The 18,773-nt window shown below is 67.3% G+C and carries 20 protein-coding genes; 13 read left to right on the top strand and 7 right to left on the bottom strand.

What is annotated here, in order from left to right; all coding sequences use genetic code 11:
- Positions 1–41: 41 nt before the first annotated feature.
- Positions 42–914: an AraC family transcriptional regulator gene (locus tag WT26_RS21825; protein WP_196774816.1), complete on the top strand. Its 873-nt coding sequence runs from the start codon at positions 42–44 to the stop codon at positions 912–914.
- Entirely contained in the window at positions 911–1,777 is an 867-nt protein-coding gene (locus WT26_RS21820; RefSeq protein ID WP_069273931.1) for an FG-GAP repeat protein, read from the top strand. Before WT26_RS21825 ends, WT26_RS21820 begins: the two co-directional genes overlap by 4 nt.
- 74 nt (positions 1,778–1,851) lie before the next feature.
- Here WT26_RS21820 and WT26_RS21815 read toward each other — a convergent pair whose 3' ends face one another.
- The 4 genes from WT26_RS21815 to WT26_RS37470 all read right to left on the bottom strand — a co-directional run bounded on the left by WT26_RS21815 (position 1,852) and on the right by WT26_RS37470 (position 4,149).
- A complete protein-coding gene (locus tag WT26_RS21815; RefSeq protein WP_059538257.1) occupies positions 1,852–2,286 on the bottom strand; it encodes a GNAT family N-acetyltransferase in 435 nt (144 codons plus the stop codon).
- Between the two features lie 123 nt (positions 2,287–2,409).
- Positions 2,410–2,619, bottom strand: a complete 210-nt coding sequence (locus WT26_RS21810) for a hypothetical protein (RefSeq protein ID WP_069273930.1) — start codon at positions 2,617–2,619, stop codon at positions 2,410–2,412.
- A 28-nt stretch (positions 2,620–2,647) separates the two neighbouring features.
- Positions 2,648–3,967, bottom strand: a complete 1,320-nt coding sequence (locus WT26_RS21805) for a DUF3422 family protein (RefSeq protein WP_069273929.1) — start codon at positions 3,965–3,967, stop codon at positions 2,648–2,650.
- Complete coding sequence (locus WT26_RS37470) at positions 3,964–4,149, bottom strand: hypothetical protein (protein WP_155774686.1); 186 nt, start codon at positions 4,147–4,149, stop codon at positions 3,964–3,966. Before WT26_RS37470 ends, WT26_RS21805 begins: the two co-directional genes overlap by 4 nt.
- Here WT26_RS37470 and WT26_RS21800 point away from each other — a divergent pair.
- On the top strand, positions 4,148–5,023 hold the full coding sequence (locus WT26_RS21800; RefSeq protein WP_021160509.1) for a LysR family transcriptional regulator: 876 nt from the start codon (positions 4,148–4,150) through the stop codon (positions 5,021–5,023). The genes WT26_RS37470 and WT26_RS21800 overlap by 2 nt on opposite strands.
- A gap of 43 nt (positions 5,024–5,066) precedes the next feature.
- Here the strand turns inward: WT26_RS21800 and WT26_RS21795 are convergent, their stop codons facing one another.
- Positions 5,067–5,984: a LysR family transcriptional regulator gene (locus WT26_RS21795; protein ID WP_069273928.1), complete on the bottom strand. Its 918-nt coding sequence runs from the start codon at positions 5,982–5,984 to the stop codon at positions 5,067–5,069.
- Between the two features lie 254 nt (positions 5,985–6,238).
- Here WT26_RS21795 and fae point away from each other — a divergent pair, with 254 nt between their 5' ends.
- The 5 genes from fae to WT26_RS21770 all read left to right on the top strand — a co-directional run bounded on the left by fae (position 6,239) and on the right by WT26_RS21770 (position 10,351).
- The gene (gene fae, locus WT26_RS21790) at positions 6,239–6,763 is read left to right on the top strand and encodes a formaldehyde-activating enzyme (RefSeq protein WP_069273927.1); all 525 of its coding nucleotides are present in this window, start codon (positions 6,239–6,241) and stop codon (positions 6,761–6,763) included.
- A 41-nt stretch (positions 6,764–6,804) separates the two neighbouring features.
- Positions 6,805–7,827: an aldo/keto reductase gene (locus tag WT26_RS21785; protein ID WP_069273926.1), complete on the top strand. Its 1,023-nt coding sequence runs from the start codon at positions 6,805–6,807 to the stop codon at positions 7,825–7,827.
- A 14-nt stretch (positions 7,828–7,841) separates the two neighbouring features.
- On the top strand, positions 7,842–9,284 hold the full coding sequence (locus tag WT26_RS21780; protein WP_069273925.1) for an NAD-dependent succinate-semialdehyde dehydrogenase: 1,443 nt from the start codon (positions 7,842–7,844) through the stop codon (positions 9,282–9,284).
- Between the two features lie 130 nt (positions 9,285–9,414).
- Positions 9,415–9,945: a hypothetical protein gene (locus WT26_RS21775; RefSeq protein WP_231130507.1), complete on the top strand. Its 531-nt coding sequence runs from the start codon at positions 9,415–9,417 to the stop codon at positions 9,943–9,945.
- Positions 9,946–10,018: 73 nt separating this feature from the next.
- On the top strand, positions 10,019–10,351 hold the full coding sequence (locus WT26_RS21770) for a hypothetical protein (RefSeq protein ID WP_059852688.1): 333 nt from the start codon (positions 10,019–10,021) through the stop codon (positions 10,349–10,351).
- A gap of 186 nt (positions 10,352–10,537) precedes the next feature.
- Here WT26_RS21770 and WT26_RS21765 read toward each other — a convergent pair whose 3' ends face one another.
- Together WT26_RS21765 and WT26_RS21760 are read right to left on the bottom strand one after the other, a co-directional pair.
- Positions 10,538–10,855: a type II toxin-antitoxin system RelE/ParE family toxin gene (locus WT26_RS21765; protein ID WP_069275106.1), complete on the bottom strand. Its 318-nt coding sequence runs from the start codon at positions 10,853–10,855 to the stop codon at positions 10,538–10,540.
- Complete coding sequence (locus WT26_RS21760) at positions 10,852–11,109, bottom strand: type II toxin-antitoxin system ParD family antitoxin (RefSeq protein WP_048021519.1); 258 nt, start codon at positions 11,107–11,109, stop codon at positions 10,852–10,854. The genes WT26_RS21765 and WT26_RS21760 overlap by 4 nt, the downstream gene beginning before the upstream one ends.
- Positions 11,110–11,655: 546 nt before the next feature.
- Between WT26_RS21760 and WT26_RS21755 the strand changes: the two genes are divergently transcribed.
- The 5 genes from WT26_RS21755 to WT26_RS21735 all read left to right on the top strand — a co-directional run bounded on the left by WT26_RS21755 (position 11,656) and on the right by WT26_RS21735 (position 18,633).
- Positions 11,656–12,594: a LysR substrate-binding domain-containing protein gene (locus tag WT26_RS21755; RefSeq protein WP_069273924.1), complete on the top strand. Its 939-nt coding sequence runs from the start codon at positions 11,656–11,658 to the stop codon at positions 12,592–12,594.
- A 276-nt stretch (positions 12,595–12,870) separates the two neighbouring features.
- On the top strand, positions 12,871–14,295 hold the full coding sequence (aldA, locus tag WT26_RS21750) for an aldehyde dehydrogenase (protein ID WP_069273923.1): 1,425 nt from the start codon (positions 12,871–12,873) through the stop codon (positions 14,293–14,295).
- Positions 14,296–14,404: 109 nt separating this feature from the next.
- Positions 14,405–15,736, top strand: coding sequence for an MFS transporter (locus WT26_RS21745; protein ID WP_069273922.1), 1,332 nt, complete (start codon positions 14,405–14,407; stop codon positions 15,734–15,736).
- Positions 15,733–16,950, top strand: a complete 1,218-nt coding sequence (locus WT26_RS21740; protein ID WP_069273921.1) for a mandelate racemase/muconate lactonizing enzyme family protein — start codon at positions 15,733–15,735, stop codon at positions 16,948–16,950. The genes WT26_RS21745 and WT26_RS21740 overlap by 4 nt, the downstream gene beginning before the upstream one ends.
- Positions 16,951–16,965: 15 nt before the next feature.
- Positions 16,966–18,633: a GMC family oxidoreductase gene (locus WT26_RS21735; protein WP_069273920.1), complete on the top strand. Its 1,668-nt coding sequence runs from the start codon at positions 16,966–16,968 to the stop codon at positions 18,631–18,633.
- The last annotated feature ends 140 nt before the right edge of the window (positions 18,634–18,773 follow it).

Genomic DNA, 18,773 nt, shown 5'->3' with positions numbered 1-18,773 from the left:
CCCGCCTTCGACGCCGGGCCATTCGCTATAGAATCCGGGCCATGCGAAATACCCTGCTCGACCCTTACGAGAACATCCCGCGCAGCGTGGTGGTGACCGTGAACGACTATCCGGCCGGCCTGACGTTTCCGCCGCACGCGCATCGACGCGGGCAGTTCGCGTTTGCTTCGCGCGGCGCAATCAGCATCGCCACCCCGCAGGGCCGCTGGCTCGTGCCGCCGCAGCGGGCGTGCTGGGTCCCGGCCGGCGTCGAGCATGAAATGACGATGAGCGGCCCGGTCACGATGCTCAATACCTTCGTGTCGGGCGACGCGGCGCATGCGGCGGGGCTGCCCGACCATTGCTGCGTGTACGGCGTGTCGCCGTTGCTGCGGCAACTGATCGACGATGCGATCGACCTGCCGGCTCTGTACGACGTCGACGGACGCGCGGGCAAGCTGATGGCGCTGCTGGTCGCGGAAATCGCGACGATGCCGCGCCTGTCGCTGCATGCGCCGTTGCCGGACGATCCGCGGCTGGCAAGCGTGTGCCGGCAACTGTTCGAAGCGCCGTCGATCGCGATCGATCTCGACACCGTGGCGGCCGACGCCGGGATGAGCAGGCGCACCTTCACGCGGCGCTTCCGCGCGCAGACCGGCGTGAGCTTCGCCGCATGGCGGCAGCAGGTCTGCCTGCTCGCGGCGGTCTCGCGCCTGAGCGACGGGCAGCCGGTCACGCGCGTTGCGCTCGATCTCGGGTACGCGAGCGCCAGCGCGTTCACGTCGGCGTTTCGCCGCATCCTGGGCGATACGCCGAGCCGTTATCTGGAAGGTCGTCCATCGGGCGAGCACGAAACGAAACCTAGTCCGCCGCCAGCACATGCTGCACCGACGCGCGACTCCCGACCCGCTCGTACTTCTCGGAGCAACAGATGAAGCGCCCCGTTCCGCCCCGACTGTCCCTGCGCCTCGCCGCGGCCAGCTTCGCCTGTTGCACGCTGCCCGCCGCCGCGCATGCCGCCGAGCCGCTGCTGACGTTCAAGGTCGACCGCGACGTGACCGCGCGCATCGAGCACGCCGACGGCAAGCATTTCACCGTCCGCTTCCTGCCGCGCGGCAACACGCAGACGCTGGACATCGGCGTCACCGGCGAAGAAGGACGCTACGATTTCGACACTGCCGACTACAACTTCGACGGCCATCAGGACCTTGCGGTCACCGCGCCGAGCGGCATGGTCAACTTCAGCTACCGGATCTACCTGTACGACGCGGCCCGCCGGCGTTTCGAGCCGCTGCGCATGCCGGCCGGCGACCGGCCGCACGGCCAGTGCGGCGAACTGACCGACGTCGTCCCGAAGCCGATGGAGCGTACGCTGTACAGCTCCTGTCGCAGCGGTCCGCTCTGGTACACCGACGCCTATCGCTACGACGGCGACGGCCGGCTGTATCTCCATCAGGCCAGCGAGGCGATGCCGGACGACGTGAGCGCGCTGCTCGACGATGCGCCCGACGTGGGGCCCGCGTCGATGCTCACGACCTACGACGCGCGCGGCCGCCGGATCGCGCGCCGCCCCGACGCCTATGGCGGCGGCACCGTCGCGTTCAAGGTGCGGGTGGCGCGGCTGCCGCTGCACGATGCGATGACCGATGCGCCCACGCGCCGCTATGTCGTCGCGGGCGACACGCTGGAAATGATCGATGTCAGCGCCGACAATCGCTGGCTGAAGGTGCAGTACCGCAATCCGCGTGCGGGCGTCGTGTCGGGCTGGATCAGCGTGCGGGAAGCGACGCCCGGCTGACGCGGCGCGCCGGCGCTTCCCGCAAGGATGCGACGGGCCGACCGGACGCTGCGATCCCGCTCGGCCGTCGACGCTCAGAGTTCCTTGACCATGAACACGCGCGCGGCCCCGGCCGGCTGGCACGGCACTTCGCCGAATGCGCGGTAGCCGTGCTTCTCGTAGAACGCGGGCGCCTGGAACGTGATCGTGTAGAGCACCGCGCGCGCGCAGCCGCGCTGCTTCGCCTCGGCTTCCGCCGCATGCAGCAGCTTGCTGCCGAGGCCGTCCTTGCGCAGGGATTCGGGCAGGTACAACAGGTCGATGAAGAACAGCCCCAGCGAGGTCCGGCCGACCAGCCCGCCGAGGGTCTCCCCCGTCTTCGGGTCGGTCACGTACACGTCGAGCGCCGTGTTGTCGGGCTGGCCGGTAATCGCGTCGTTGTATTCGTTGAGCTTGCGGCTGATCAGGTCTCGGGCCGTCGGCTGTCCGACAGCGGCCAACTGGATTGCAACGTCTGATGGAGCGGTCATGTCAATGTATTTATCGGCGAAAGAATGTCGGGCCGGTTGATCCGGCCCCCTCGGAAACTGCCGCGCCATTCTGCCCGATTTGCACCGCCCCGGGTCGTCCGCTTGCCGCGCCGGCGATGCAGGTCAGTTGTAGCCGAGGATCGCGGCCGTCGCAACGTCCGGTCGATCGGTCGTGCCGCCGACGAGCGACGTCATCGGCTCCTGCAGCACGGCCTGATACGACGTCGCGCGCGCGTCGTCCCCGTTGTCCGCATTGCCTGCGTCGTCCCACACGGGCTCGGCAAAATCGTCGATGCTCGAGAAGAACCCGGGTTGCATTTGCGAAAAAGTCATCTCCACTCCTTAAGTTTTCGTTGATGTTCTAAACCACTTGCTTCATTTTCGCTGGTCGCGCCGGCTCGCCGTCGCGGCCGGCATCCGCATGCGCCAGCTGCGCGCGCGTGCGCCGCGTGACGTGAATCACCGCGAACACGACCGGCGCGATCAGCAGGCCTTCCGCCAGTTCGGGATCGACCGGCAGGTTCATCACGTGCAGCGCCTTGAACGCTGCCGTCGCGAGCGACAGCACGTAGTACGAAATGGCGGCCACCGACAGCCCCTCCACCGCGTGCTGCAGATGCAGCTGGTTGCGCGCGGTGCGCTCCATGCCCGCCAGCAGGCGCGTCACGTCCTTTTCCTGCGCGAGATTCACGCGCGTGCGCAGCAGGTCGACCGCCCGCGCGATCCGCGCGGCGATCTGTTCGTGGCGCGCCCATACGCTGCGACAGGTTTCCATCGCCGGCGCAAAGCGCCGTTCCATGAATTCGGCGATCGTCGGCATCCCTTCGATGCGTTCCTCGCGCAACTCGTGGATGCGCGCCAGCACGAGCTTTTCGTACGCCCGCGACGCGCTGAAGCGCGCGCCCGATCCCGACAGCGACTCGACCCGTACCGCCAGGTGCGTGAGCTTGACGAGCAGTGCGGTGTCGTCGCCGTCGGCGCCGCTCGCGTCCATCCGCTGCATCAATGCGTGCAGCGCCGCGTGGATCTCGTCGAGTTCGCGGCTCATCCGGCGCGCGACGGGCAGCGCCAGCAGGGCCATCATCCGGTACGTCTCGATTTCATGCAGGCGCTGCAGCAGCCTGCCGCCCTGCTCTTCGCGGAAATCCTCGTCGACGACGAGAAAACGCATGAAGCCGTCGTCGCGCACATGCCAGTCGCAGAACACCTTGCCGCCGCCGAGCACGTTGCCGCCGACCATCATCGGCCCGTCGATCCAGCGGCGCAGGTCGCCGCACACGAGCCGCGCGGCGTCGCCCGTCAGCAGCTCCATGCGCACCGCGACGAAGCGGATGCCGGCAAGCCGCGCGAACCACGCGGCCGGAATGCCCTCGATCGCGAGATCGTCGAAATAACCGGTGTCGCGACGCGGCGCGACGAACGTGAAGGTCGAGAATTCGGTATGGCGCTCCCACTTCAGGTGCCAGCCGCTCGGCGACTGCACCGCGTAATGCGTCGCGCCTTCGTGCGGCGCGGCGATGCCGGTATCGCGGCACAGCGCGTGCAGCAGCGTTTCGTGAATCGCCGGTTCGCCATCCGAATAGATCGCGTAATGCGTGAGCGACACGGCTTCGGCGAGCCGCAGGAACGGCCGGGCATGCAATTCCGCGGCCAGTGCGGCGCGCAACGGATGGTCGATCATCGATACACCGGGTTTTCCTCGTTCAACTGCGCGGGTTCGGCATGCCGGCAATCGTGGCCTGGCATGGCCCGACGCACCGGCGGCCGCAGCGGAATCGCTTGCGTGATCGCACTATCGCACGCACGTAACGACAATAAAAACGCATAATGCTGATCGTTACGTTCAGTTTTCCTGATACCCATGAAGATGCTCGATCACGACGTGCTGGCCACCGTCGTCGCCGTCGCGGAAACCGGCAACATGACCCGCGCCGCCGAGGCCGTGAACCGCTCGCAGTCGGCCGTGAGCATGCAGATCAAGAGCCTGGAAGACGCGATCGGGCGGCCGCTGTTCGTGCGCAAGCCGCGCAGCATCGTGCTGACGCGCGAAGGCGAGGTGCTGCTGGGATTCGCCAGACGAATGCTGGCGCTGCGCGACGAGGCGTGGGCGGCCGTGGTGCGGCCGGAGGTGACCGGCAAGGTCGTGATCGGCGTACCCGACGACTATGCGTCGTCGCTGCTGCCGTCGGTGCTGAAGAAATTCTCGGCGACCTACCCGAAGGTCGAGATCCAGGTGATGGGGCTGCCGAGCAGCGCGCTCGCGCCGCTGATCAAGGAAGGCACCGTCGATCTCGTCTGCGGCACGCGCATCAAGGGGCTGTCCGGCGACTTCATCCGCCACGAGCCGATGGCGTGGGCCGCGATGACGAACGGGCCGCGCGTGTGGGAGGAGCGGCCGCTGCCGATCGCGGTGTTCATGCCGGGCAGCGTCGCGCGCGAGAACGCGATCCGCAGCCTCGAACGCGCGAAGGTGCCGTACCGTACCTCCTATGAAAGCCCGAGCCTGCTCGGGCTGCTCAGCATGGTCGAGGCCGGCCTCGCGGTCGCGCCGCTCGCGCGTTGCGCGATTCCCGCGCAACTGTCGATGCTCGGCCGCGCGCACGGGCTGCCCGACCTGCCGCCGCTCGAACTGATCCTCGCGCGCAGCACGAAATCGAAGCGGCCGCCGTGCGACTTTCTCGCGGAACAGCTGATGGAAGACCTGCAGCGTCAGACCGGGCAGACCGGCGACGCATAGGCGCCGGCGCGGCGCTCAGGCCGGCGGTGCGCACCGCCCGCCGCTACGCGAACGCTTCGAGCGACGCGCGCCGCCGCTCGTCGACCATCGATTCGATCAGCGACACCAGATCGTCGGTCAGCGGATCGCAGATGCCCGGCGAGCGATGCAGTTCGAGGTCGGCCGCCGGCAGCGGCGGCAGCCCTTCCGTCGCGTCGAGCACGCGCCAGTTCTCGGGCAGCGTGCAGCGGTCGATCATCGTCACGGCCGCGCCGTGGTTCACCGCGATCTTGATGCCGGTCGGGCTCTGGCTCGTATAGACGACGTGATACGGCCGCTCGGCCGTCGCGAGCGCCTGCAGCCCGCGTTGCCGGTAGCAGCATGTCTCCGGAAACAGCGCGAGCGGCACCGACGCCCGCGGGCCGAGCACGAAATCGCGGTGCGCGGCCCACACGACATCGTGCCGGCCGAGCAGCCGCCCGCCCGCGTTCGGCCCGTGCCGCACGACGAGCGCGACGTCGAGCTCGCCGGCCTGCAGCCGTTCGAGCAGTTCGAGCGACGTGCGGCAATGCACGTGAAAGCGCGCGCCGGGCCGCATCGCATAGAACGACTTCAGCAGGTCGGGCAGCCACAGCTCCGCGTAGTCCTCCGGCAGCCCGAAGCGCACGACCCCGCGGTCGCTGCTTGCCTGCTTCAGCGCGAGGATCGCGTCGTTCTGCACCTGGATGATGCGGCGCGCATGGATCAGGAAATTCTCGCCGTCGCGCGACAGTTCGAGCCGCCGGCTGTTGCGCATGAACAGGTGCGTGTCGAGCCGCTCCTCGAGCGTGCGGATGCGCAGGCTGATCGTCGACTGCGTGCGATGCAGTTGCCGGGCCGCCGCGGTGAAGCCGCCGCTCTCGACCACGGCGACGAATGCGCGGATCAGTTCCGGATCGAGCGAACTGAGCTTCGACCAATCGGGCCTTTGAATGGCAGCCATCGGAATTACTCGCTTTCTAAAAAAGTAGGGAAGACGAAAGATAGAGCTCGGAGTACGCCGATTGTTGTCCGGATGCGCCCGGCCCTCCAACCCCTGCCCGGGTATGACAAACCCGGAGCCGGCGGGCGTTTGCGCGGCCGGATCAGGGCTTTCCCGGAGACGACGAGCACGCAGCCCCGATCAGGAACCCGCGATCCACGGACCGCCGTGCGGCCGCCCGCCATCGCTCCACCCTCTATCGACGAGACACCGCAATGACCGCATCCCAACCCAGGCAGCTTTACATCGGCGAAGGCTTCGAAGGCCCCGGCGTCAACCTCGCGCACATCAACGTGCTGGTCGGCCCGCGCAACGGCCCCGCGGGCCAGGCGTTCGCCACGGCCCTCGCGACGCCGTCGGCCGGCCATGCGCCGTTCGTCGTGATCGCGCAGCCGGGCGTGCCGACCAAGCCGCTCACGCTGTACGTCAACAAGGCGCAGATCGCCGGCGATTTCCACGGCAACGCCACGTGGGGCGCGTCGCAGGCCGGCATCGCGAAGGCCGTGGCCGAAGCGCTCGAGAACGGCACGCTGCCGCCCGAGGCGGAGAACGACTGGGTCGTCGTGTCGGCGAACTGGGTGAACCCGCAGACCAACGATCTCGATGCCGTGTTCGAGAACAACTATCGCGCGTGTCGCAACGCGATCGTCGCCGCGATGGAAGGGCTGCCGCATCGCGACGCGGTATTCGCCGCCGCGCGCGACGTGTCGAACCCGTTCTACACCCCGAAGAAAAACTGACGACGACAAGCGGCCGGTACAAGGCCGCACCTGGAGGAAGCATGGAATACGTCCGCCTCGGCCAGTCCGGCCTGAAGGTGTCCCGCCTGTGTCTCGGCACGATGAACATGGGCACCCCCGAATGGAAACCCTGGATCTTCGACGAAGCGCAGAGCGAGCCGATCGTGCGCCGCGCGCTCGATGCCGGCGTGAACTTCATCGATCTTGCCGATTTCTATTCGACGGGTGTCGGCGAGGAAGTGGTCGGCCGCATCCTGAAGCGCAACGCGCGCCGCGAGGAGCTCGTCGTGACGACCAAGGTCGGCTACGACATGGGCAGCTACCCGAACGCGGGCGGCCATTCGCGCAAGCACGTGCTCGACGGCATCGACGCTTCGCTGAAGCGGCTCGGGATGGATTACGTCGACATCTTCATGCTGCACTTCTTCGACGTGAACACGCCCGTCGAGGAGACGATGAGCGCGCTGCACGACATCGTGCGCGCGGGCAAGGCGCGCTATATCGGCGTATCGACGATGTACACGTGGCAGTTCGCGAAGATCATGCAGGCCTGCGAACGAAACGGCTGGGACAAGCCGATCAACATGCAGCTGCAGCTGAACCTCGCGTATCGCGAGGAAGAGCGCGAGATGGTGCCGTACTGCATCGACCAGGGCGTCGGCGTGTCGGTGTTCAGCCCGCTCGCGCGCGGCCTGCTGACCTGCGAGCCGCAATCGACGCGCAACCAGACCGACTTCTTCACCGCGCAGATGTACGGCGATGCCGCATCGCTCGCGATCGCGGAATCGGTCGCGAAGGTCGCGAAGCGCCGCGGCGTGCCGCCCGCGCAGATCGCGCAGGCGTGGGTGCTGAGCCGCCCCGGCGTCGCGAGCATGCTGGTCGGCGCGGATTCCGTCGCGCAGTTCGACAGTGCGCTCGGCGCGCTCGAAACGCAGCTCACCGAAGAGGAATTGCACGAACTGGAGCGCAACTACACGCCGTGCGACCTGATCAACGACTACACGGCCGGCAAGCGCATCGCGCGCGCGTCGCGGCCGGCGCAGGGCAGTTTCGCGGCCGACTGAACGAAGGAAAGACGATGAACGAATTTTTGAGGACCGGCCATTACATCGGTGGTGAATGGCACGAGCCGCACAGCGCGACCTACGCGGTGCGGAATCCGGCGACGGGCGAAACGATCGCGCAGGTCGCGACGGGCGGCGCCGAGACCGCGCGGTACGCGATCGCCGCGGCCGCGCACGCGTTCCCCGCGTGGCGCGCACTGACCGCGAAGGCGCGCGGCGCACGCGTGAAGCGCTGGGGCGAGCTGATGCTCGAACATCGCGACGCGCTCGCCGAGCTGCTGACGCGCGAGCAAGGCAAGCCGCTGGCGGAAGCGCGCGGCGAAGTCGCTTACGCGGCGAGCTTTCTCGAATGGTTCGCGGAAGAAGCGAAGCGCATGTACGGCGACGTAATCCCGAGCCCGAAGCCCGATGCGCAGATCGTCGTCACGCGCGAGCCGGTCGGCGTCGTCGCGGCGATCACGCCGTGGAATTTCCCGCTCGCGATGATCACGCGCAAGGCCGGCCCCGCGCTCGCGGCCGGCTGCACGATGGTGCTGAAGCCGTCGGAGGAAACGCCGCTGTCGGCGTTCGCGCTGGCGGTGCTCGCCGAGCGCGCGGGCGTGCCGGCCGGCGTGTTCAACGTCGTGTCGGGCGACGCGGTCGCGATCGGCGAGACGCTGACGAGTTCGTCCGTCGTGCGCAAGCTGTCGTTCACGGGCTCGACGCGGGTCGGCAAGCTGCTCGCGAAGCAGTCGGCCGACACGCTGAAGAAGCTGTCGCTCGAACTCGGCGGCAACGCGCCGTTCATCGTGTTCGACGACGCCGATCTCGATGCGGCGGTGGCGGGCGCGATCGCGTCGAAGTTCCGCAACACGGGCCAGACCTGCGTGTGCGTGAACCGCTTTCTCGTGCAGGACGGCGTGTACGACGCATTCACGCGCAAGCTCGCGGACGCCGTGCGCACGCTGCGCGTCGGCAACGCGCTCGCGGGTGAGGTCGACCAGGGGCCGCTGATCAACGAGGCGGCGCTCGGCAAGGTCGAGCGGCACGTGGCCGATGCGACCGCGAAGGGCGCGACCGTCGTGACGGGCGGCAAGCGTCACGTGCTCGGCGGCACGTTCTACGAGCCGACCGTGCTGACCGGCATGACGGCCGACATGCTGATCGCCGAGGAGGAAACCTTCGGCCCCGTCGCCGGCTGCTTCCGCTTCACGACCGAGGAAGAGGCCGTCGCCGCGGCCAACGACACGCCGTTCGGGCTGTCCGCGTATTTCTACACGCGCGACCTCGGCCGCGCGTGGCGCGTGTCGGGCGCGCTGGAAAGCGGGATGGTCGGCGTCAACGACGGGATCATCTCGACCGAAGTCGCGCCGTTCGGCGGCGTCAAGCAATCGGGGCTCGGCCGCGAGGGCTCGAAGTACGGCCTCGACGAATACGTGGAACTCAAGTACACGCTGATGGCCGGGCTAGGCGGCTGAGCGCCCCGTGCCGATCGCATGGGTACCGGGGCGAAGCATCTGACGCTCGGGGAGGCATCGGAGCATTGACGACGCAAGGCGGGCGTGTTCGGGCCGACAGGCTCGGCCGCCCCGCCTTCGCGGTGGTCGTTTGGCCGAATGGGTCGGCCGGAACAGCGGTGATACGCTGGATTCTTTCCGCTCCGTACCCACTGCCATGCCCGCCCCATGTGTCGATCTCAGCCATGTCCTGCCGTACGAGACGACGTACTTCGACGATCGGCTGACGGTCAATCGAAACGATCTGGACATCCCGTCGTTGCTTGGGGTGTACGGCGACGTTTCCGACGGACTGCTCGTTTCGTTGTGCGGAGCACCGGCCGAATCGGATAGTCAAGCCTATCTCGACAGTGCTGACAGACTGACATTCGCCGTCACCCACCCGATACTGATCCGATCCGAAAATCGCGTATCCGTGCTTCACACCCCGGACACGTCCGTACTCGAACTCGGAACCATCGATCTCGTCGACAACGCGATCGCGGGACTCGGCGCGGCGATGCTGTGGCGCATCGTTAGAGCCTGTGATAGGTTGGGGATCGCCTGGATCAGCGCTTTTGCAATAGGTGGTCGCAAAGCAGCACCGGAACCTGGTGGGTCGCAGGATCGCATCGGTGGGTGACATTCGACGTTTCGCCGCATGGCAAGTCAGTGCTGGCGCTGCAACAGTACTTGATCGAAAAGGGAATTTACGAATGACCAAAAAGCACCGCCCGATTTCCGGATTCCGGATCGCGCAGCCTGCAGCGCGGCGCGGTCGCGCGGCGAGCGAAAACCGGCCCATTCGTCTCTCGGAAATCAAGCAGCTCATTGGCGAGCTCATCACGAGCGAACGCCACCATCACGGCCAAGCACATGCCATGCTCGCACCGGCCGGCAAGCCGGCATCACCGCCGCAAAGAAAGGTATTTGACGTGGGGCGCATCGATCGCTCAAGGAGCCAGTTGCGCGTCATATCGATGGCCGACGCCGAGGCGCGTTGTCGCCGGGAAACGCTCATGCACTTCGGGCTGGATCCCGATCAGTAACTTGTCGCGGCAACGAGAAGGCCGCAGCCGTCATGCCGTTCGGTCAAGCGACTGAACGGCAGTTTTGTTTGCGGTGGCAACGACGGACAGGGCGGTGCGACATCCAAGCGAAAAGCTGCCGCATGCACGACGCCATGCGGCGAAGCCCTTTTCGCACGCCAGATATCGGGTAACCCTCGAACTCATTCAGAAAAGAACGGCCGCATAGTCACGCGCACCATGCAGCACGTGAAGAATGTCGATCCGCGCCGGCGGATCACCGACGACCCGATAGAAGATCTGGTAGTTGCCGTACACGCGGTGCCGCACGCCGTGACGCTCGAAGCGCGGCACCAGCGGAAACGCCAGCGGCATCGCGGCCAGACTCATGCACTTGTCGCGAATCTCCCGCACGAACGTCACGGCGCGTTGCGGGTTGTCGCGCGCACGCGGGTTGTCGCGTGCAATGTAATCGGCAATCGCTTCGAGTTCGGCAATCGCCACGTCCGACAAGCGGACGATCAGGCCTGCCGATCCGCCTGCGCCCGATACTTTGCCTCGAGACGGTCGAAGACTTCCGCCGCCTCGGCGCCGCGTCCTGCTTCCGCATCGGCCAGGCTGCGCGCGATTACCGCGTCCAGCGCATTCAGTTGCGCCTCGCGATCCTGGATCAGGCGCACGCCTTCGCGCAGCACTTCGCTCTTGGATCCGTAGCGCCCCGATTCGACCAGCTTCGCGACGTAAGCCTCCAGTTGCTGGCCCAGTTCCGCACTGATCATGTCGACCTCCCGACGGCATTGAACTCAATGCGCGTAGGGTAGCTCGGTTATCAACTATTATCAAGCGATCGACCTCCAGGCGGATCGGCGCGAATGCAGGCATCGCCGATCGAACGGATGGACGGCACGCGACTCGTATTGGGCACGTCCCGACAACGCCCGGCCGTCATCGGCCGATCGCCTTCGCTCGTGTCGCCCTGCCGAACCGCTGCCGTGCGAACGCCGATCATGATTGAAGACATCGTCACGCCACAACCCGGCCTGAAGGTCTACCCGTCCGATTCTGTCATCTTCTCTGAGACCTCTATCGCGCCTCGCTCCTGACGTTCGACGTCGTGACGCCGGCGGGAACCGCGACAAGGCGTCGAACCCACTGGCTGTGCGAAACGAGTGCCGCCGCTCGCCTCTCCCTCGCCACCCGCTCCTGCAGCCAATATCGCCAGTCGCTCGCGTCGCCCCGTCACACAGCAAACGGCCGCCTCCCCATGCCGCGCGCCTACAATAAGCATCCCGCACCGAACACGACACCGCCCCGTGAGACGCAAGATGCCGGCGCTGAACGCGCTGAAAGCCTTCGAGATGGCCGGCCGCACCGGCAGCTTCACGCGTGCGGCCGAACTGCTCAACGTGACGCAGAGCGCGGTGAGCCGCCAGGTTCGCCAGCTCGAGGGCCAGCTCGGCGAAACCCTGCTCGAGCGGCGCCATCACCAGCTCGAACTGACGGCGGCCGGCCGCGTGCTGCTGCGCGCGCTGCAGCAATCGTTCGACAAGATCGAGCTGACCGTACGCAGCCTGCAGGAAAAAACCCACCTGAACCGCCTGCGCGCGAACGTGCCGCCCACCTTCGCCGCGCGCTGGCTGATGCCGCGGCTCGGCCGGCTGCGCGACGCGCATCCCGAATTCGAGCTGAGCCTCACGACCCGCATTCACGACAGTCTCGGCGAATCGCGCGTGCTCGACTGCGCGATCCGGTTCGGCGACGGCGAATGGGACGGCTTCGACAACGCACTGCTGATGCAGGAGCAGCATATCGCCGTCTGCGCACCCGCGCTGTATGCGCGGCTGCGACAGGACGGCGCGCCGATCGACCTGAACCGCTTCACGCTGCTGCACGTGCTCGCCACCGACGACCAGCGCTACCTGACCTGGCAGCACTGGCTGAAGGCCGCCGGCATCGCCGACGTCGACACGCGCGGCGGCTACGAATTCGACCTGCTCGACCACGCGATCCGCGCGGCGATCGACGGCCTCGGGATCACGATCGCCGATCGCCACATGGTCGCGCGCGAACTGGCGACCGGGCAACTGATGCAGGTACTCAACGTGCACGTCGACGGCCATCAGTCATACTGGTTCGTCACGCGGCCCGAACAGACGAACCTGCCGCACATCGTCCAGTTCCGCGACTGGCTGCAGCAGGAAGTGTGGCTCGCGAAGCGCCACCTCGAACCGTCGTCGCCGCTTCCGCAGCCGCCGCTGCGCTGAGCGGACGACAGCGTGGCCGGAGCGCCGCGCGCCGGCCCCGCCCCATCGGGAAATACCTGCAGGCCGCGGCACCCCCGCTCGCGCGCCGCCATCGCCCTCCCGTTGCGTGGCGTGCGAATCCGCCCGACCTGCCGAGCAACATGCGTTTTTCTCACGCTCACCCCGAAAATAAGTCGTTTGTCGTGCGCTAAACGCATGAACAGAATGGCCTCTGTCCCGTACCGCGCGTGTCGCCACCCGAAGCGATCCGCCCGCATTCATCGGAGGAGTCACTTCATGCGCACCGAACGCAATTACGTGAACGGCCGTTTCGTCGCCCCGGAAAGCGACGCGTTCATCGTCGTCCACAATCCCGCCACCGAAGCGCCGTTCGCGCGCGTGCCCGCCGCGACGCCGGCCGACGCACTCGCCGCCGTCGACGCCGCGGCCGCCGCGCAGAAGGCGTGGCGCAAGCGGCCGAGCGCCGAGCGCGCCGCATACCTGCACCGCTTCGCCGACGCCCTGGCCGCACGTGCCCCCGAGATCGGCGCGGCGCTCGCGCAGGAATCCGGCAAGAGCGTCGAGGACGCGTCGAACGAAGCCGTCTACGCGGGCCAGATCACGCGCTACCACGCCGAGTGGGCTCGCCGGATCGAGGGCGAGATCATCCCGAGCGACACGCCCGACGAGAACCTGTTCCTGCAGCGCGAGCCGATCGGCGTCGTCGCGTGCCTGATCCCGTTCAACTATCCCGTCTACACGCTGCTGCGCAAGGTCGCGCCCGCGCTGATCGCCGGCAACACCGTGGTCGTGCGGCCGAGCAACCACACACCGGTGTCCGCGTTCGAGATCGCGAAAGCGGCCGACGATGCGGGCTTCCCGCCGGGCGTCGTCAACGTCCTGACGATGGACCACGCGACGGCCGAAGCGCTGTGCACGCACCCGGCGGTCGGCATGATCACGCTGACCGGCAGCGTGAACGCGGGCCGCAAGGTGCTCGACTACTGCAAGGCGAACATCGCGAAGCCGTCGCTCGAGCTCGGCGGCAAGACGCCCGCGATCATCGAGCCCGACGCCGACCTCGAACGCGCGGCCGCCGCGCTCGTCGCATCGAAGACGACCCATTGCGGCCAGCTCTGCACGGCGATCGAGCGCGTGTACGTGCACGACAGCGTGCACGACCGTTTCGTCGCGCTGCTGAAGGAGAAGATGGCGGCCGTGCGCATCGGCAACCGTGCGGAAGATGCCACGCGGATGGGCCCGCTCGTCAGCGCATCGGCGCGCGCACACATCCACGGCATGGTCGAACGCGCGATCGCGGCAGGCGCGACGCTCGAAACCGGCGGCGCGATCCCCGACGGCCCCGGCTTCTTCTACCCGGCCACGCTGCTCACCGGCGTGCGGCAGGACATGGAGATCGTGCAGGAGGAGACCTTCGGCCCGGTCATGCCCGTGCTGCGCTACACGACGATCGACGAAGCGATCGCGCACGCGAACGACCACCAGTTCGGCCTGTCGTCGGTGCTCTACACCGAGCACTACCGCACCGCGATGACCGTCGCGAACGCGATCGAAGCCGGCGAACTGTACGTGAACCGCACACCGGCCGATCCGTACCAGGGCTTCCATGCCGGCTGGAAACGTTCGGGCCTCGGCGGTGACGACGGCAAACACGGGATGCTCGAATTCACGCAGACGCGTCTCGTCGTCATGAAGTACTGACGTTCCCTGCCGGTGCGCGGCGTGATCCCGCCGCGCACCGGCCACGTTCCATCGAGACCAAGACACGAGGAGACGTCCGCGCAGCGGCGATCTCCCGGAGGAAGACATCATGCCGACCCAACCGTCGACGCCCGCCGCGTCGCTCGCTTCGCGCACCGATGCGCACACATCGCACGACTCGCGCACGCAGCGCTACCTGCAACTGCTGCTGCTCGTGATTGCCGCGGGCGCGATCTATCCGATGCTGTATCTGCGGCAGGTATACCAGCCGACGATGCTGCAGTTCTTCCATATCGACGACGTGCAGCTCGGCTACCTGTACTCGTCGCTCGGCACGATCTTCCTCGTCAGCTACCTGCCGAGCGGCTGGCTCGCCGACCGCCTGTCGCCGCGCTGGCTGATCTGCTTCTCGCTGCTCGCGACGGGCGCGCTCGGGCTCGTCTACGCGACCGGGCCGTCGTTCGACACGCTCGTGCTGATCTTCGGCGGCTGGGGGCTGACCACCGGCCTCACGTTCTGGGCCGCCGTGATCAAGCGCGTGAACACGATCGCGGGCCCCGACGAACAGGGCCGCTTCTTCGGGCTGCTCGACGGCGGCCGCGGGCTCGTCGAGGCGCTGCTCGCGACGGTCGCGATCACGCTGTTCGCCTACGTGACGCAGGCGCACGGCGGCACCGATGCGGCCGGCTTCAGGCTCGTCGTGCACCTGTACGCGTTCTTCTGCATCGCGCTCGGCGTGCTGCTCGCGCTGGTGAAGGATCCGGCGGGTGCCGGCGGGCGCAAGGCCGTGACCGAACGCCGAAAAGGCAACGTGCTGACCGACCTGAAGACGCTCGCGGCGATCCCCGAGCTGTGGCTCGTCGCCGCGATCGTGTTCTGCGGCTACCAGGTGTTCTGGGCGACCTACAGCTTCTCGGCCTATCTGCACGAAGGCAATTTCGGGCTCAGCGCGACGGCGGCCGGCTTCATCACGACGCTCAAGCTGTGGATGCGCCCGATCGGCGGCATCGGCGGCGGCTTCCTCGGCGACCGCGTCTCGAAGGTGTCGGTGCTGTTCTGGGCGCTGCTGCTCGCCGCGCTGTCGCTCGTCGGCCTGATCGCCGCGCCCGCGCACAGCCCGCAGGCGATGCTCGTCGTGCTCGTGCTGTTCATCGGCATCCTCACCTACGCGATCCGCGGCCTGTACTGGTCGCTGCTCGACGACTGCAAGGTGCCGACGCATTGCGCGGGCCTCGCGATCGGCCTGATCTCGGTGCTCGGCTATTCGCCCGACGTGTTCGTGCCGCTGATCAACGGCTACGTGACGCAGACCTTCCCGGGCGCGCACGGCTACCAGCTCTATTTCGGCTATATCGCGGCCATCGCGCTCTGCGGCGCGGCCGCGGCCGCCTTCCTCAAATACCGTCTCACCCGCATTCACCGCATCCAGGAGTCCGCATGAAGATCGTTTCGCTCGAAACCCATATCGTCGCCGTGCCGCCGCCGCATGTCGGCGGGATGTACTGGATCTTCGTGAAGCTGAAAACCGACGACGGCATCGAAGGCGTCGGCGAGATCTACTCGGCGACGTTCGGCCCGAAGGCGATGGCCCCGATCATCGACGACGTGTTCGAACGCCACCTGCTGAACCGCGACCCGCATCACGTCGAACGGCTGTTCCGCCAGGCCTACTCGAGTGGCTTCACGCAGCGGCCGGATCTCACGATGATGGGCGTCGTCAGCGGCCTTGAAATGGCGTGCTGGGACATCGTCGGCAAGGCCGCCGGCAAGCCCGTGTACGAACTGCTCGGCGGGAAGATCCACGAGCGGCTGCGCTCGTACACGTACCTGTACCCGAAGAATGCCAGGGGCGAATACGACTACGACGATCCCGACCTCGCGGCCGAATGCGCGGCCGAGAACGTGAAGCTCGGCTTCACCGCCGTCAAGTTCGACCCGGCCGGCCCGTACACCGCCTACTCGGGCCACCAGCTGTCGCTGGAAGTGCTCGACCGCTGCGAGACGTTCTGCCGCAAGGTGCGCGAAGCCGTCGGCAGCAAGGCCGACCTGCTGTTCGGCACGCATGGGCAGATGGTGCCGTCGTCGGCGATCCGGCTCGCGAAGCGGCTCGAGAAATACGACCCGCTGTGGTTCGAGGAGCCGGTGCCCCCCGGCCAGGAAGAAGCGATCGCGCAAGTCGCGAAGCACACGTCGATCCCGATCGCGACCGGCGAGCGCCTGACCACCAAGTACGAATTCCACAAGCTGCTGCAGGCGGGCGGCGCGTCGATCCTGCAGCTGAACGTCGCGCGCGTGGGCGGCCTGCTCGAAGCGAAGAAGATCGCGACGCTCGCCGAAGTGCACTACGCGCAGATCGCACCGCACCTGTACAACGGGCCGGTGGGCGCCGCCGCGAGCATCCAGCTCGCGACCTGCACGCCGAACTTCCTGATCCAGGAAAGCATCATGACGTGGGGCGGCTTCCATGCGGAAGTCGTGAAGACGCCGATCCGCTGGGAGGACGGCTACATCGTCCCGTCGAACGAGCCGGGCCTCGGCATCGAGCTCGACATGGACGTCGTGAGGCGCCACACGCCGTACACGGGCGAACGGCTGCACCTGCAGATGGGCGAACACCCCGTCGACGTGAAGGATCTCGCCCCCGCGAAGGGCTGAGCGCAAAGGACAGACATGAGCTACGACTACATCATCGTCGGCGCGGGCTCGGCCGGCTGCATCCTCGCGAACCGCCTGAGCGAATCGGGCCGGCACTCGGTGCTGCTGCTCGAGGCGGGCGAACGCGACGCGTCGTTCTGGTTCAAGGTACCGGTCGGCTTCACGAAGACCTATTACAACCGCCGCTACAACTGGATGTACTACAGCGAGCCCGAAGCGCAACTCGCCGATCGCAAGCTGTACTGCCCGCGCGGCAAGGTCGTCGGCGGGTCGGGCTCGATCAACGCGATGGTCTACGTGCGCGGCCAGCGCAGCGACTATGACGACTGGGCGGCGGCCGGCAATCCGGGCTGGGCGTACGACGACGTGCTGCCGTACTTCCGCAAGCTCGAAACCCACGCGGCCGGCGCGACCGATCCGCAGCACCACGGCGCGACGGGGCCGATCCACATCACGTCGATGAAGGCCGACGTGCATCCGATCGTCCACGAGTTCCTGAAGGGCTGCGGCGAACTGAACCTGCCGCGCACCGACGACTTCAACGGCGCGAAGTTCGAAGGCGCAGGCATCTACGACCTGAACACGAAGAACGGCGAACGCTGCTCCAGCAGCTTCGCGTACCTGCGGCCCGCGCTGGGCCGCGCGAACCTCACGCTGCGCCCGGGCGCACTCGTGCGGCGCGTGACGTTCGACGGCACGCGCGCGACCGGCGTGGTCGTCGCGGGCGAGCACGGCGACGAAACGCTCGTCGCCGCGCGCGAGGTGATCCTCGCGGCCGGCGCGGTCGATACGCCGAAGCTGCTGCAGCTGTCGGGCGTCGGCGATCCGGCGCTGCTCGCGCGCCGGCGCGTGCCGCTCGTGCATGCGCTGCCGGCCGTCGGCCGCAACCTGCAGGACCACCTGTGCGTGAGCTTCTACTTCAAGGCGAACCGGCCGACGCTGAACGACGAGATGGGCACGCTGCTCGGCAAGATGAAGATCGGGCTGCGCTACCTGCTGACGAAGCGCGGGCCGCTCGCGATGAGCGTGAACCAGGCCGGCGGCTTCTTCCGCGGCACGCACGAGGCGCAGGAGCCGAACCTCCAGCTCTACTTCAACCCGCTGTCGTACCGGATTCCGAAGAGCGACCGGGCGAGCATCAAGCCCGAGCCTTACCCGGGCTTCCTGATCGCGTTCAACCCGTGCCGGCCGACGAGCCGCGGCACGATCGAGATCGCGTCGAACCGCGCGGAAGATGCCGCGAAGATCCACATCAACGCGCTCACCACGCAGAAGGATCTCGACGAAGCCGTGCAGGGCAGCAAGCTGATCCGTGCGCTGATGCGCGCACCTGCGCTGAAGTCGATGACCGTCGAGGAAATCTCGCCGGGGCCGCAGGTCGATTCCGACGAAGCGATGCTGCAGTATTTCCGCGAGCAGTCGGGTTCGATCTACCACCTGTGCGGCTCGTGCGCGATGGGGCCGGACGCGGCGACGTCGGTGGTCGATGCGTCGCTGCGCGTGCACGGGCTGCAGGCGCTGCGGATCGTCGATGCGTCGGTGTTCCCGAACATCACGTCGGGCAACATCAACGCGCCGACGATGATGGTCGCGGAAAAGGGCGCGGATCTGATCCTGGCGGATGCGCTTCGCGAGGAAACGGCCGACGCACGAACCGGCGAGCGTGAAACCGTTGCGCACTGACGCGGCGGCCGCGCGCGGCGAAAGGACAAAAGGCAGGTGGCGCGCAAGCAAGGTCTGTTGCATCGAATCGCTGCAGATCAGGCCATGGCGGTCGAAGTCATCCAGTATGGTTTTTGCGGTCAGCATGCGTTCTCCACGGT

This window comes from Burkholderia cepacia (assembly GCF_001718835.1).
Classification (GTDB): domain Bacteria; phylum Pseudomonadota; class Gammaproteobacteria; order Burkholderiales; family Burkholderiaceae; genus Burkholderia; species Burkholderia cepacia_F.
Note: the sequence above shows the minus strand (reverse complement) of the source record. Positions and strands in the feature narration are given on the sequence as shown.

Excerpts from the sequence above, each read along its gene's own strand:
- WT26_RS21810 (WP_069273930.1), bottom strand. The coding sequence starts at position 2,619 with ATGACTTTTTCGCAAATGCAACCCGGGTTCTTCTCGAGCATCGACGAT.
- WT26_RS21785 (WP_069273926.1), top strand. The coding sequence starts at position 6,805 with ATGGAATACGTCCGCCTCGGCCAGTCCGGCCTGAAGGTGTCCCGCCTG.
- WT26_RS21745 (WP_069273922.1), top strand. The coding sequence starts at position 14,405 with ATGCCGACCCAACCGTCGACGCCCGCCGCGTCGCTCGCTTCGCGCACC.
- WT26_RS37470 (WP_155774686.1), bottom strand. The coding sequence starts at position 4,149 with ATGGGTATCAGGAAAACTGAACGTAACGATCAGCATTATGCGTTTTTA.
- WT26_RS21760 (WP_048021519.1), bottom strand. The coding sequence starts at position 11,109 with ATGATCAGTGCGGAACTGGGCCAGCAACTGGAGGCTTACGTCGCGAAG.
- WT26_RS21795 (WP_069273928.1), bottom strand. The coding sequence starts at position 5,984 with ATGGCTGCCATTCAAAGGCCCGATTGGTCGAAGCTCAGTTCGCTCGAT.
- WT26_RS21800 (WP_021160509.1), top strand. The coding sequence starts at position 4,148 with ATGAAGATGCTCGATCACGACGTGCTGGCCACCGTCGTCGCCGTCGCG.
- WT26_RS21770 (WP_059852688.1), top strand. The coding sequence starts at position 10,019 with ATGACCAAAAAGCACCGCCCGATTTCCGGATTCCGGATCGCGCAGCCT.
- WT26_RS21805 (WP_069273929.1), bottom strand. The coding sequence starts at position 3,967 with ATGATCGACCATCCGTTGCGCGCCGCACTGGCCGCGGAATTGCATGCC.
- WT26_RS21755 (WP_069273924.1), top strand. The coding sequence starts at position 11,656 with ATGCCGGCGCTGAACGCGCTGAAAGCCTTCGAGATGGCCGGCCGCACC.
- WT26_RS21780 (WP_069273925.1), top strand. The coding sequence starts at position 7,842 with ATGAACGAATTTTTGAGGACCGGCCATTACATCGGTGGTGAATGGCAC.
- fae (WP_069273927.1), top strand. The coding sequence starts at position 6,239 with ATGACCGCATCCCAACCCAGGCAGCTTTACATCGGCGAAGGCTTCGAA.
- aldA (WP_069273923.1), top strand. The coding sequence starts at position 12,871 with ATGCGCACCGAACGCAATTACGTGAACGGCCGTTTCGTCGCCCCGGAA.
- WT26_RS21815 (WP_059538257.1), bottom strand. The coding sequence starts at position 2,286 with ATGACCGCTCCATCAGACGTTGCAATCCAGTTGGCCGCTGTCGGACAG.
- WT26_RS21740 (WP_069273921.1), top strand. The coding sequence starts at position 15,733 with ATGAAGATCGTTTCGCTCGAAACCCATATCGTCGCCGTGCCGCCGCCG.
- WT26_RS21735 (WP_069273920.1), top strand. The coding sequence starts at position 16,966 with ATGAGCTACGACTACATCATCGTCGGCGCGGGCTCGGCCGGCTGCATC.
- WT26_RS21820 (WP_069273931.1), top strand. The coding sequence starts at position 911 with ATGAAGCGCCCCGTTCCGCCCCGACTGTCCCTGCGCCTCGCCGCGGCC.
- WT26_RS21825 (WP_196774816.1), top strand. The coding sequence starts at position 42 with ATGCGAAATACCCTGCTCGACCCTTACGAGAACATCCCGCGCAGCGTG.